Consider the following 12,363-nt stretch of genomic DNA (forward strand, 5'->3'; position numbering starts at 1 on the left):
ACCTCTATAATCAATTATTGATTAATCCAATACTTAAGTATTTCAACAACGTCATCCAGACTTGAATCAACAGTTTTCGTAAGTTTTTCAAATGCTTTTTGATCTTCAGTAATCTCTGAAACTTCAGGTTCAATTTCTTCAATAGCCTTGTTGCAGCTTCTTCAAGTTTCTTTTTCCTTTCAATAAGCGTTCTTCTTGCCTTTCTTTTCTTGTTAATATTAATTATACCAATTATCAATAGGATCAAAACAAACATAAAGATAACAGAAATTATTGTAATAACAGTAATTGTTTTTGCTCTTTCAGATTGCTGAACAATTTTTTGATATTCTGCTTCCAGTTCTTTATTAAATTTAGTAAATAAAATATTTATATTACTGGTGTAGCCCAGTAGCTGTTGATATTGCACTTTTTATCTGTGCTTTTGTTGTATCATTTTCTGGTATAGGAGATTTATCAAGATCAATAAATACTGTGATAGATTTTTTTGCAATTTCACCATTTTTATCGTCAGTAACTTTTTGGTATATTTCATTGAAATCATAATTTGTAATTGTTTTAGAAGTTTTATATGTATCTGAGCCCTGATTATCCGGGTTTGCGTTGTATATGGAGGAACATTAGAATCCACTCCAGGGACGTTTGATGATCCAGATAAAGATTTTTTTCTTCAGATTCTTTTTGTTCACTAACAATCAAACCGCTACTTTTATTAACGGTTGTACCTTTCTCGATTCTTCCTCAATTTTTGCCAGTTTAGGTCTACTTCCGGTATGACAACAACTGCACCCATTCCAAAAACTCTTTGTAATTTATTTTCTATTTTTGCTGTGTAATATTCTTCAATTTTTCTTTTTAAATCAAATTTTGTAGCTGCGTCTGCAATATTACCTTCTGATATAACCTGAGCGCTTAAATTTCTTGAATTATTATCTACAACCTTAACATCCTTTGGATCTAAATTTTGAACAGCTCCAGCAACAAAATCCATAATCGCTTTTACCTGATTTGGTTCTATAGTAGCACCTGGTTCTAAAAAAAGCAAAACTGATGCAGTAGGTTTAGCCTGTTCTGCTGGTGTATAATAGGTTCTTGATGGCATAACTATATGTACTCTCGCAAATTGAATCCCTTTCATTGTTGAAATTGAACGAGATAATTCACCTTCAAGTGCTATTTGATAATTCACCTGCTTATCATAACTTGTAGCTCCAAAACTTTGTTTTTGAAGCAATTCATATCCTGTACCTGATTTCCAAGAACACCATTTAATGCGAGTTTCATCCATAATTCATATTTATTATATTTTTCAGGTACCATTATAGAACCACCAGGTCCAACTTTGTAAGGAATATTTAATTCTTCTAATTTTGAAATAATTCTTCCACCCTGTTTTTCGTCAACACCACTAATTAAGACCTGATAATTTGGTCTTAGGTTTAAAACAATCAGGAATATTAACAGAAATATAACCGTTAAAGTTATTACTGAAAATATGATTTTTTGATTTGTATTAAAGTTTTCCCAATAATCTTTAATCATTTGAAAAGGGTTCATATTTTCACCTCTAAAGACTCATATATACTCCAATTCTATATTCGGAATTGAATATCATCCCAAATTTTATATCATAAATAGAAAAACCTGTAGCAATCTGTAATTTTTTATCAATATATAATTTTAGCCATAATCCATTTTTCTTTTCGATGTTTAAGTAAAACGAATCTAGCGTTTTTAAATTATCAAGAGATAGAATATTTTGTGTCCAGGGATAACCAAGTCTCAAATAAAAATTCACATTTTTTCCATAAGATGTTCCAATAGAAAAATCTGATTTTGGAAAATACATCAAACCAACATTTAAATTTATATCATTAAATTTTGTGGCATTATCTGATTTTATAAATGAAATATTTTGTGTAGAATAAAATTCTAAATTTTTATATGCCAGACCAGAATAACTATTTAGTTCAAAAAAATTTTGTGAAACAGAACCCTGAATACCAATCAAAATAGGAGAAAAAATCTTAGTGTTTTTATAATTTTTTTGAGCTTTTTTTACTTTCTTATAATAATATAATCCAGAGGAATTTATACCATTTTTGAGAACTGAATTTGGTCCTTGATAATAAGCAGCAATTTCGCTTTTTTCCGATTGTAGCAATTTATATAAAAAGCTATGATAAGCAGACGCCCCGGTTATATTATCAATTGGATTAAATAAATTATCTATACCAAAATCCTGAGCAACAACAGGTTTTAATTGTAAAAGTCCTATTGCATGACTGGAAGATATAGCATGTGTGTAATAATTCGATTCTACATACATTTGACCACCAATAAGTGTTCTATCCTGTGCCCAGACATATTTTAATAAATCAGAAGATTTCATATACGAATATTTTCCAAGAAAAGTGTATTCAAAATTCAAAAACATGGAGTCCGTATACAACTCCATGTGTAGGCCTGGTTTATAGAAAATTTTATTATATATATCAATTTTTTGAGAAAATAATACTGCTGATATTATTAAAAAAATAAGAAAAAAAAATCGTTTCACCTTAAAGTTCACCTAATAATGCCAGAATAATCTCAGCTATTTTTTCACCTGTTTTATTGGCTATTTCTATAACCTCTTCAGCAGTTACTGGTTTCAATTCCTCAGGAACTGCTTTATCTGTAACAGCAGAGAAACCCAATACCTTTATTCCACCATGATTAGCAACAATAACCTCTGGAACCGTAGACATTCCAACTAAGTCCGCTCCGAAATTTCTCATCATTTTTAATTCGGCAGGTGTTTCAAAGGTAGGTCCTGTAATTCCTAAATAAACGCCTGTATAAACAGGGATTCCCAATTTTTTTGCAGTGGATATAGCTTTTTCTGTTAATTCTTTATTATAAGCTTCACTCATATCAGGGAATCTTGGTCCCCATTCTTCAGCGTTTGGACCAATTAATGGATTATCTCCCATAAAATTAATTTGATCAGTAATTATACAAGGATTTCCAACTTCGAAATTTGGATTCATACCGCCAGCAGCATTGGTCACTATTAAAATTTTTACACCCAATTCCTGCATAACTCTAATCGGAAAAGTAACTTCTTTCATTGTATAACCTTCATAATAATGGAATCTTCCATTCATTAACATAACATCTTTTCCTGAAATTGTTCCAAACATTAATTCTCCTTTGTGTCCTGGAGCAGTTGAAACAGGAAAATTTGGAATATCTGAATAAGAAATTTTTAATGGATTTTCTAACTTATCAGCAATTCCGTGCAAGCCAGAACCTAGAACAATGGCAATTTCAGGTTTGTTTTTAATTTTTGTTTTTATATATTCAGCAGCTTCTTTAACATTTTTTACATATTCATCGATATTGAAGTTCATAAATCCACCTCCAGAAATTCGTTTAACTTTATCATAACAATTATTATTATACCACAAAATTTATTCTACATAGCCAATGAATGGTAAATTTCTATATTTTTCATCATAATCAAGACCATAACCAATAACAAAATAATTGTCAATTTCAAATCCAGGAAAGTCTACATTTATTCCATGATCATGAGCATTTTTTATAAGAAGGGAAGTTAACTTTATTGAAGCGGGATTTTGTTTTTTTATTTCATTTATCAAGAATCTGATAGTATTTCCAGTATCAACAATATCTTCAACAATGAGAATGTGTTTTCCTTCTAAAGGTTCATTTGTCCAGCTATTAACTGTTATTTTTCCAGTTGAAGATGTTCCACCATGATAGCTTGAAACCCTTACGAAATAATATTTCATGTCGTGGTCAATGTTCTTTACTAAATCAGAAAAGAAATGTACGGAACCTTTTAATGCGCAAACAGCAATGATTTCATCATCAATATCTTTATAATACTCTGTTATTTGTTTTCCTATCTCTTTTGCTTTTTCAAGAATCTGTTCTTCTGTTAATAAAACCTTTAGTTTTTTTGGATCTATTTCCATTTTAAACACTCTCCTTTCTCAATGAAACCTCACCAGCATAAATATTTTCTATTAAGCCGTTTTCAAGTAATACTTCTAAATAATCTCCATGTATTGAAACAATTTTACCATGTTTTTCACCATTTTGCGATATTATTTTTATAAAATCTCCGTTTCGAATGTTAAGATTATTTATCCATTGTTTTGTAAAAACTGAAATCGTATCGTTTTTAAAATATTTTATATAATATTTATAATAAGCAGTTGAATTAATTTGTTTTAATAACTTTTTAAGGTTGAGCTTTTTATTTTTTTCTTCTATATAACTGGTAGCAATATCACTCAATTCATCAGGAATTTTATTATTAACATTTAACCCAACGCCAACAATAATTGCGGCAACAGTTTTACCTGTATAAACACCTTCACCTAAAATACCACATATTTTCTTTTCATTTACAAGTAAGTCATTAGGCCATTTTATAACGGTTTCAAGTTTGTATTTAGCTAAAACGTATTTTACAGCCATAGTATAAAGTCTTACATAATGCCACGGATTCATAGGTCTATTTTTGGGTTTGAACAAAACAGAAAACCACAAACCACCTCTTTGTGATATCCAATTTCTTTTCATTCTCCCGTATCCACCGGTTTGTTTTGAAGCCCAGATAACTGTTTCTGAAGGAAGTTCTTTCCAGTGTTCTTTTAAAAATAGGTTGGTAGAATTTATTGTATCAAAATATATTAGTTTATCTCCTATTATTTTTGATCACTGCCTTCTATTGGTTTAAAAGTATTTTCAATTGAGGGAAAAATGCCTTCTTTTACTTCTTTAGAATACCGTTCAATGGCTTCTTTAAATAATTCAAAACCATTTAAGTATTTTTTTAAGAATTTAGGTTCAAAATCTTTATTTAATCCCAAAAAGTCATGCCATACCAAAACCTGTCCATCGCAATATCTTCCTGCACCAATTCCAATGGTTGGAACAGAAATTGAATCTGTAATCTTTTTTGCAACAGGTTCAGTTATCATTTCTAAAACAATAGAAAAAACTCCGGCTTCCTCAATTGATTTCGCACTCTCAAGCAGAAAATCTTCTTCTGTTTTGTTTTTTCCTTTTGAAGAAATACCAATTTGTTTATATGATTGAGGGGTAAAACCAATATGCCCCATTACAGGAATTCCATAGTCAACCATTTTTTTTATTAAAGGAGCGACATTTTTGCCACCTTCCAATTTAACAGCATCAGCTCCAGCTTTTAAAATGAGACCGGCATTTTTAATAGCTTCAGATTCTGAAACTTGATAACTTAAAAATGGCATATCTCCAACAACAAAAGTATTTGGAGCCCCGTTTTTTACAGCTTTTATAAAAATCAACATTTCTTCCATACCAATTTTTATGGTATCTGTATTACCGAGCATTACATTGGAAGCAGAATCTCCCACAAGAATCATATCAATATTGGCAGCTTCTGCTATTTTTGCGCTTATGTAATCATAAGCGGTTATCATTGCTATTTTCTCTTTTTTCTTCATTTTTAATATCTTTTTTACACTCATTTCTTTTCCTCCTTTATTTTATAGAGGGTATCTATAAAAAAATCATATACATCATCATTACCAAAAATTTTTTTAAATTCTTCTTTTTCTTCCCTGATTGTTTTTAAATCATTTCTTAAAACGGGGCCGGTGAGAGCATTTTTCAATCCATGTTTTTTAATATTGTTTAAAGATATTATAGAAAGGTCTATTAAATGATTTATATCCTCTATTTCGAGATTTGAATATATATCTCTGACCAGTTTTATTAAAGCATATGAAAAATTTGAAGCAATAACAGCAGCTAAATGATATAATTTCTTTTTGTTTTGTGGTATTATAACATATTTTCCATTGAGAATATCAACTAATTTTTTGGCGAAATTTAAACCTTTTTCATTTCCTTCTATACCCCAGACGATATTTTTTATATCTTCACAATTAATAACAGAAGAAAAAGGGAAATTTGGATGTATTGAAAAATGAGGAATCTGTCCAAAAAAAGACGAATTCAGATAACCACTGCAGTGTCCAATCGCATTTATCCGGGACAAATCATATTTTTTTAATTTGTTCCAGACCTTTTCTATATTTTCATCATTGGTAGTTATTAAAACAATTCCAGTGAGTATATTATTTTCATAATCGAAGTTCTTATCGATTAAAACGGCATTTAATCCTTTTTTATTAAAACAATTGTAAAGGCTTTTTCCAACCTTTCCAGGACCAATAATATTTATATTCATATTTCACCTCACATTTATAGTATAATTACAATTTAATACTAAAATTTTTATGATATAATAATATTGCTTAAATTAATTATACTACTTTGGAGGAATAATATGAAAAAGCTATCTTTGTTATTTGTTTTGTTTTTGGGAATAACAACATTTGGAATTTTAAAAGTTGGAATAGCTTTAACTAAACCTTATGCATATTTTGAAAAAACAAATGAAGGGTATTTATTAAAGGGTATAGATGTTAATTTAGTGAAAATGATATCAAATGATTTAAACGAAGATGTTGATATATATATTACAGATTTTTCTGACTTAATAAAAAATGGATTAAAAAAATATGATTTAATAATAGGTGGAATACATATAAATGGAGAAAGAAAAAAATATATAAAATTTTCTATTCCGTATTTAACAACAGGATTAGTTATTTTAAAATTAAAAAATAATAGCACTGAATTAAAAACTTATGGAGTAAAAAATGGTTCGACGGGATACAAAAAAGTATTAGATTGGATAAAAGAAGGCAAAAAAATAGATTATATAGTATATGAAACCAATGAAGAATGTCTTGAAGCAGTTTTAAAATGCAAAGTAGATGGAGCATTTTTTGATCTGATAAATGCAGTATATTTGATGAAAAAATATCCAGTTGAAATCTATGGAGAACCTTTAACAAAAAATGATATTGGTATTGGAATTAAATCAGAAAAATTATTGGAAAAAATAAATAGGTTAATAATAAAATATAGGAATAATAATTTAATAAAAACAGGTGAATAGAATGACATTAAAATTCTGGCTAAAAAAAATATTAAAAAAAACACTGATAATATTAATATCGATACTATTTCTTGTATCGATAATTTTGGTTATATTTAATATTCAAAATAATTTGAATAAGAGAATAGAGTTGCAATACAATAAAATTAATAAAACAATAGATTTTCAAAAGAAAAGAATAATTAATAATATAAAACTGATATCAAGAACATATTCATATTCGATAGATAATAAAAGTGTGCTGAAAAATATGGTTGAAAATAATAAATCTATTGATAAAGTCATAGATTACAAACCGACATTTGATGAAATAAATGAATATTATCCTGATGATAATATGGATAAAAAAATAAAGGAGTATATAAAACAAAATCTAAAATTGCTTGAAGAAGGAAAATTAAAAGTATTTAATTTTAAAAATAATATAATATTTATTGCACCATATTTTTATTATTTAGAAAATATAGAAATTTTTGAAGGGGTTTTAATATATTATATGTCAAAAGAATATCTTCTGTCTGAAATAAAGATTGGTTTAGTTGAAAATGAATATATTAAACCTTATAATAAAAAATCTATTTTTACCCTTTCAAAGGAATTTGACTTTTATTCAGAAAAATACTATTATATACTGGATTATAGTAACGATGTATATTTATTAATAATGTTGACGATTATTTTGATGTGTTTAAGTTTCATATTATATGAAATATTAAAAATAATGTTTTTTAAAAATCTGGAAAATGAGGTTATAAAACCAATAGAAGAGTTTTCTGATTATATTAAACAATCTGGAAATTTATATGAAAAAGAAATCTTTATAGACGAATTTGATAATTTAAGAAAATCATATAATAATTTATTAATAGAAATTGAAGAGCAAAAAAATGAAATAGAGGCATCGTATGAAGAAGCAACAGCTGCAAATGAAGTTCTCATTGAAACGACAAAACAACTGGAATTTAGTATAAGCAGATTTGAGGGATTTATTAAATTAATAGGAAATCTTGCGTTAAGCAATATTAGTGAAAAAGAATTTTTTAATACCCTTTTAAAAACTGCAATTAATTTAATTCCAGGGGTTGATTATGGAAGTATTGTTATAAGGGAAAATGGAAAATGGAGATTTATCTCTTCATACGGGCATGATTATGATATATTAAAAAATATAGAAATTCCAGATAATATATTTGTTTATGTTAATAAAACACAAATTATTGAAAATATTCTTGAAGAAGATAAAGTAGCAATTCAAAATGAAGAGATAAAAAAAATTTTTAAGGCAAGTAAGCCCTTTGTAAAGAGCATTTTTTCACCATTAAAAATAAATGATTATGTAATAGGTCAAATATCCCTTGATGCAAAAAAAGATGTAAAATTTGATGATGAAGCAATAAAAGTTTTGGAAACATTTACTATAATTTCTTCTATTTTTATAAGATTAAGAAGAATATCAAAAGAAGAAGGACAGCTTCATAAAAATATAATTTTAGTTCTTGTTAAAGCTCTTGAATATTATGATAAATATACAAAAGGCCATTCAGAAAGAGTAGCAAATATAGCTACAGAATTTGCAGAATATTTAGGAATTTCACATGCTGAAATAAAAAAGGTATATTGGTCTGGTATTACTCATGATATAGGTAAGTTTTTTATACCTCAAACAATATTAAATAAACCGGGTAAATTAAATGATGAAGAATATGAAATAATAAAGCAACATCCGATAAAAAGTTATGAATTATTAGCAAGTAATCCATATCTTTCAGAATATTCTAAAATTGTAAAACATCATCATGAAAGATGGGATGGGGAAGGTTATCCTGATGGGTTAAAAGGAGAGAAAATACCATATATTTCAAGGATAATTATGCTTGCAGATAGTTTTGATGCAATGATTACAATAAGACCGTATAAAAAAGCATTGAGTATTCAGGATGCAATTGAAGATATAAAAAAGAACTCTGGAAGTCAGTTTGATCCTGAATTAGCAGAAAAATTTATAGAATATCTCAGGAGGAAGTATTTGTGAGAATAAATGTTGAACCATTTGAAAGAATGAGAAAATTTGAATATATCATTCCTTTAATATATCTAACCTTACTTATTTTTGGAATTTTTATGGTAAGAACAGCAACATATGGTGAATATATTGAAGATAATTATTATAAGCAAATAATATTTTCCATATTAGGAATAATAATATTTTTTTTCACATATTTTTTAAAAGAAAGAATTTTAAAAAGTATAATTCCTCATTTATATGCTATAACAATGTTATTATTATTATATGTTTTAGTCTTTGAAAAAGCCAGATATGGCGCCAGAAGATGGATAAGAGTAGGACCTGTTGGGATTCAACCATCGCATTTATTTCTGGTATTTACACTCATAATATTTTCTAAATATCTGGCAGAAAAGAATAAAAAGGCTTATTACATATTATCTTTTACCACTTTGATAGGTCTTGGATTAATATTTAAGCAACCGGATTTAGGAATGACATTATTTACATTCGGGTTATGGTTTTTATTGACATATGTTTCAGGTCAGCATGAAAAAACATGGAAAACATCATTATTTTTAATGCTCTTTTCCTCACCATTTGCATTTTATTTTATGAAAGATTATCAAAGAGCCAGGATAATAGGTTTTTTATTTCCAGAGAAAAATGCTGCAGGTGTTGCATATAATACATTACAGGCAATTAGAGCAATTGGATCAGGTGGTTTATTTGGGAAAGGATATTTAAATGGTTTTATGAATCTTTCCAATTTTGTGCCAGAAGATCATAATGATTTTATTATAGCGGTAATTGGTGAAGAATTAGGATTTATTGGAATATTGTTTGTTATAGGTTTGTATGCTTTATTGATTTATAGAATTTATCAATATGCTATGAAGACATCAAGAAAATTCTGGAAATATATATATTTTGGTACAATTGCAATAATATTTTTTCATGTATATGAAAATATTGGAATGAATTTGGGAATTATGCCGGTAACTGGTGTTCCATTGCCGTTAATTTCATATGGGGGAAGTCAAATAATAACATTCTCATTTTTACTGGGATTGGTTACAAAAGGTATAGCTACAACAGAAACATTTAGCGAAGAAAATTATCTGGATAATGAATAGGTGGTTTATATGAAAAAAGAAGATATATTAAAATATATAAATAATGGAGAAAATGAATATATTGAATTTAAAGAAAAAATTTCTGATGAAGCTATAAGAACATTATGTGCTTTTTCAAATTATAAAGGTGGTATTGTTATAATAGGTGTTTCGGATAGAGGGAAATTAAAGGAATAAATTTGGGTAAAGAAACTATTCAAAAATGGTTAACAGATATAAAAAATAAAACTTCTCCATATATAACTCCTGAAATATCTGTTTTAGAAATAGAGAATAAAAAAATAATAACTTTAGAAGTAATAGAATTTCCCATAAAACCAGTGTCTTTTAAAGGAAGATATTATATAAGAACAAAAAACAGAGATCATCATATGGGATTATCGGAAGTTGCAGAAATGTATTTAAGGACAAGAAACACAAGCTGGGATTATCTTGTCGAGGAAAGTAAAACAATTAATGATTTAGATGAAAATAAAATATTAAAAGTTATGAAGATGATAGAAAAAAATTTGGAAATTGATTTAGAAAATCCATTATCTTTTTTAAGAAAATATTCTTTAATTGTAGAAAAAAATGGAAAAGAATATCCAACAAATGCAGCATTATTATTATTTTCGAAGAAGGAATTGAATATGACTGATATTCAAATTGGTTTGTTTCAAGATGAAATAACAATAAAAAAATCTATTGTTATAAGAGATGATTTGATTTTACAGGTAGAGATAGTAATGGATTTTATAAAATCATATATTTTAAAAGAATATATATTTAATGGAAAAGCACAAAGAATTGAAAAGTGGCAGTATCCACTAAAATCTCTTCGAGAATTTGTTATAAATGCAATTGTTCATAGGGATTATAGAGAAGAACACTCACAATTTCAAATTTTTCCTGATAAAATAGTATTATGGAATTCGGGTAAATTACCTTATGATTTAACAATAGAAGATATTAAAAAAGGTAATCAAAAATCACATCCTAGAAATAAATTAATAGCAGAAATATTTAGAGATGCAGGATTCATTGAAAGATATGGTAGCGGAATTAAAAGAGCTATTATGGAATTAAAAATGAATAATTTAGCTGAGCCAGATATTAAGGAAATATCTGGAGGATTAGAAGTTACTATTTATAGTTCAAAGACCGCCCTAAAGACCACCCCAAAGACCGCCCTAAAGACCACCCCAAAGACGTCATATCAGATTACAAATCTGGAGAGGAAAATATTAATTAAAATAAATGAAAATTCTAAAATCACAAGAAAAGAATTAGCTAAAGAATTGAATATAAGCTTAAATACGATTAAAGAATATATAGCAAAAATGAAAAAGAAAAACTTATTAACAAGAATAGGTTCTTCGCGAAACGGATATTGGAAAGTTGAGGTTGAATTAGATGATTAAAATATTTGTAATCGGGAAACCGAAAACGAAATTTATTAAATTAGGTATTGAACAATATTTGAAATGGAACAAAAAGTATGATAGAGTTGAATTAATTGAATTACCATTGTCCAATGATTTAAATAAAATAACAGTGAAAGAATATAAAAAACAGGATAAAGAGAAATTTGATAAATACTTTTTACCAGATGTTTTTAAAGTGGTTTTAGATGAGAGAGGAAAAGAATTATCCTCTGTAGATTTTGCTAATAAGATAGAAAAATGGAGAATAGGAAAAAAGAATATATCTTTTTTTATTGGAGGCCCTTTAGGTCATCATGAAGATATACGAAAAAATGCAGATTTTTTATTATCAATTTCAAAAATGACATTTACACATGAAATTGCAGTTTTGTTGTTATTAGAACAAATATATAGAGCTTTTAAAATAAATAATAACGAAAAATATCATTATTAGGAGGTGGCTATGCATAAAAGACTGTTTAAAAGATTAAAAAATTATAATGAAGTAAGAAATTATTTTGAAACTGAAATAAAGGATAAAAGTGTTTTAGAATTTGTTAATGAAGTTTTGTTTGAAGATGAAGATTCATCATCTGGAATTATTGAAGAAAAAGATAAAGTTAGATTTATAAAATTTTATCGTTCTGGAAGTTGTGAATTATGTTACGAAGAATATATAGATGAAACTAAAAAGAAGTTAGAGAATTGGAAAGAAACTCCACCAGATTTCAGAGACGATTCTTTATTTTTAGAAATAATATTTGAAGTTAGAGAAAAATAAGC

General features: G+C 27.2%; 16 protein-coding genes and 1 pseudogene. 7 read left to right on the plus strand and 10 right to left on the minus strand.

The features are described from left to right. Nucleotides 1–10: 10 nt before the first annotated feature. The 10 genes from DJ007_RS04125 to DJ007_RS04170 form a co-directional block, all read right to left on the minus strand. Nucleotides 11–409: a hypothetical protein gene (locus tag DJ007_RS04125; protein ID WP_129408447.1), complete on the minus strand. Its 399-nt coding sequence runs from the start codon at nt 407–409 to the stop codon at nt 11–13. After that, nucleotides 375–611: a flagellar M-ring protein FliF C-terminal domain-containing protein gene (locus tag DJ007_RS19930; RefSeq protein ID WP_129408613.1), complete on the minus strand. Its 237-nt coding sequence runs from the start codon at nt 609–611 to the stop codon at nt 375–377. Before DJ007_RS19930 ends, DJ007_RS04125 begins: the two co-directional genes overlap by 35 nt. A gap of 101 nt (nt 612–712) precedes the next feature. Further along, nucleotides 713–1,189 carry a hypothetical protein gene (locus DJ007_RS21010; protein ID WP_497006734.1) on the minus strand — a complete coding sequence of 159 codons (477 nt, stop codon included), beginning with the start codon at nt 1,187–1,189 and terminating at the stop codon, nt 713–715. Next, nucleotides 1,186–1,557, minus strand: a complete 372-nt coding sequence (locus tag DJ007_RS21015) for a hypothetical protein (RefSeq protein ID WP_129408449.1) — start codon at nt 1,555–1,557, stop codon at nt 1,186–1,188. Before DJ007_RS21015 ends, DJ007_RS21010 begins: the two co-directional genes overlap by 4 nt. Nucleotides 1,558–1,567: 10 nt before the next feature. Further along, a complete protein-coding gene (locus DJ007_RS04145; protein WP_206076084.1) occupies nt 1,568–2,437 on the minus strand; it encodes a lytic transglycosylase domain-containing protein in 870 nt (289 codons plus the stop codon). A 124-nt stretch (nt 2,438–2,561) separates the two neighbouring features. Continuing rightward, entirely contained in the window at nt 2,562–3,395 is an 834-nt protein-coding gene (locus DJ007_RS04150) for a purine-nucleoside phosphorylase (RefSeq protein ID WP_129408451.1), read from the minus strand. Between the two features lie 60 nt (nt 3,396–3,455). Then, a complete protein-coding gene (gene hpt / locus DJ007_RS04155; RefSeq protein WP_129408452.1) occupies nt 3,456–3,986 on the minus strand; it encodes a hypoxanthine phosphoribosyltransferase in 531 nt (176 codons plus the stop codon). A 1-nt stretch (nt 3,987) separates the two neighbouring features. Continuing rightward, nucleotides 3,988–4,728 carry a biotin--[acetyl-CoA-carboxylase] ligase gene (locus tag DJ007_RS04160; RefSeq protein ID WP_129408453.1) on the minus strand — a complete coding sequence of 247 codons (741 nt, stop codon included), beginning with the start codon at nt 4,726–4,728 and terminating at the stop codon, nt 3,988–3,990. Next, nucleotides 4,725–5,531, minus strand: coding sequence for a 3-methyl-2-oxobutanoate hydroxymethyltransferase (panB, locus tag DJ007_RS04165; RefSeq protein ID WP_129408454.1), 807 nt, complete (start codon nt 5,529–5,531; stop codon nt 4,725–4,727). The genes DJ007_RS04160 and panB overlap by 4 nt, the downstream gene beginning before the upstream one ends. Then, entirely contained in the window at nt 5,528–6,256 is a 729-nt protein-coding gene (locus tag DJ007_RS04170) for a DUF2520 domain-containing protein (RefSeq protein ID WP_129408455.1), read from the minus strand. Before DJ007_RS04170 ends, panB begins: the two co-directional genes overlap by 4 nt. A 99-nt stretch (nt 6,257–6,355) precedes the next feature. Between DJ007_RS04170 and DJ007_RS04175 the strand changes: the two genes are divergently transcribed. The 7 genes and pseudogenes from DJ007_RS04175 to DJ007_RS04205 all read left to right on the plus strand — a co-directional run bounded on the left by DJ007_RS04175 (nt 6,356) and on the right by DJ007_RS04205 (nt 12,361). Next, on the plus strand, nt 6,356–7,033 hold the full coding sequence (locus tag DJ007_RS04175; RefSeq protein WP_129408456.1) for a substrate-binding periplasmic protein: 678 nt from the start codon (nt 6,356–6,358) through the stop codon (nt 7,031–7,033). 1 nt (nt 7,034) lies between these two features. Further along, on the plus strand, nt 7,035–9,065 hold the full coding sequence (locus DJ007_RS04180) for an HD domain-containing phosphohydrolase (RefSeq protein WP_206076085.1): 2,031 nt from the start codon (nt 7,035–7,037) through the stop codon (nt 9,063–9,065). Further along, nucleotides 9,062–10,174 carry an FtsW/RodA/SpoVE family cell cycle protein gene (locus tag DJ007_RS04185; protein ID WP_129408458.1) on the plus strand — a complete coding sequence of 371 codons (1,113 nt, stop codon included), beginning with the start codon at nt 9,062–9,064 and terminating at the stop codon, nt 10,172–10,174. The genes DJ007_RS04180 and DJ007_RS04185 overlap by 4 nt, the downstream gene beginning before the upstream one ends. Before the next feature lie 9 nt (nt 10,175–10,183). Continuing rightward, nucleotides 10,184–10,488, plus strand: a pseudogene (locus DJ007_RS18820) (AlbA family DNA-binding domain-containing protein); the annotation flags it as partial. Nucleotides 10,489–10,902: 414 nt separating this feature from the next. Further along, nucleotides 10,903–11,577, plus strand: a complete 675-nt coding sequence (locus tag DJ007_RS18825) for an ATP-binding protein (RefSeq protein WP_276318665.1) — start codon at nt 10,903–10,905, stop codon at nt 11,575–11,577. Then, nucleotides 11,570–12,034 (plus strand): 23S rRNA (pseudouridine(1915)-N(3))-methyltransferase RlmH, encoded by a 465-nt coding sequence (locus tag DJ007_RS04200; RefSeq protein ID WP_129408461.1) that lies wholly within the window; start codon nt 11,570–11,572, stop codon nt 12,032–12,034. The genes DJ007_RS18825 and DJ007_RS04200 overlap by 8 nt, the downstream gene beginning before the upstream one ends. A gap of 9 nt (nt 12,035–12,043) precedes the next feature. Beyond that, complete coding sequence (locus tag DJ007_RS04205) at nt 12,044–12,361, plus strand: hypothetical protein (RefSeq protein WP_129408462.1); 318 nt, start codon at nt 12,044–12,046, stop codon at nt 12,359–12,361. The last annotated feature ends 2 nt before the right edge of the window (nt 12,362–12,363 follow it).

The organism is Marinitoga lauensis (genome assembly GCF_004135675.1).
In the GTDB taxonomy this organism is placed as follows: Bacteria; Thermotogota; Thermotogae; order Petrotogales; family Petrotogaceae; genus Marinitoga; species Marinitoga lauensis.

What these genes read in the sequence shown, in the direction of transcription:
- panB (WP_129408454.1), bottom strand. Translation starts at nt 5,531, where the DNA reads ATGAGTGTAAAAAAGATATTAAAAATGAAGAAAAAAGAGAAAATAGCA.
- DJ007_RS04200 (WP_129408461.1), top strand. Translation starts at nt 11,570, where the DNA reads ATGATTAAAATATTTGTAATCGGGAAACCGAAAACGAAATTTATTAAA.
- DJ007_RS04150 (WP_129408451.1), bottom strand. Translation starts at nt 3,395, where the DNA reads ATGAACTTCAATATCGATGAATATGTAAAAAATGTTAAAGAAGCTGCT.
- DJ007_RS04175 (WP_129408456.1), top strand. Translation starts at nt 6,356, where the DNA reads ATGAAAAAGCTATCTTTGTTATTTGTTTTGTTTTTGGGAATAACAACA.
- DJ007_RS18825 (WP_276318665.1), top strand. Translation starts at nt 10,903, where the DNA reads ATGGATTTTATAAAATCATATATTTTAAAAGAATATATATTTAATGGA.
- DJ007_RS21015 (WP_129408449.1), bottom strand. Translation starts at nt 1,557, where the DNA reads ATGAACCCTTTTCAAATGATTAAAGATTATTGGGAAAACTTTAATACA.
- DJ007_RS04145 (WP_206076084.1), bottom strand. Translation starts at nt 2,437, where the DNA reads ATGTTTTTGAATTTTGAATACACTTTTCTTGGAAAATATTCGTATATG.
- DJ007_RS04180 (WP_206076085.1), top strand. Translation starts at nt 7,035, where the DNA reads ATGACATTAAAATTCTGGCTAAAAAAAATATTAAAAAAAACACTGATA.
- hpt (WP_129408452.1), bottom strand. Translation starts at nt 3,986, where the DNA reads ATGGAAATAGATCCAAAAAAACTAAAGGTTTTATTAACAGAAGAACAG.
- DJ007_RS04170 (WP_129408455.1), bottom strand. Translation starts at nt 6,256, where the DNA reads ATGAATATAAATATTATTGGTCCTGGAAAGGTTGGAAAAAGCCTTTAC.
- DJ007_RS04205 (WP_129408462.1), top strand. Translation starts at nt 12,044, where the DNA reads ATGCATAAAAGACTGTTTAAAAGATTAAAAAATTATAATGAAGTAAGA.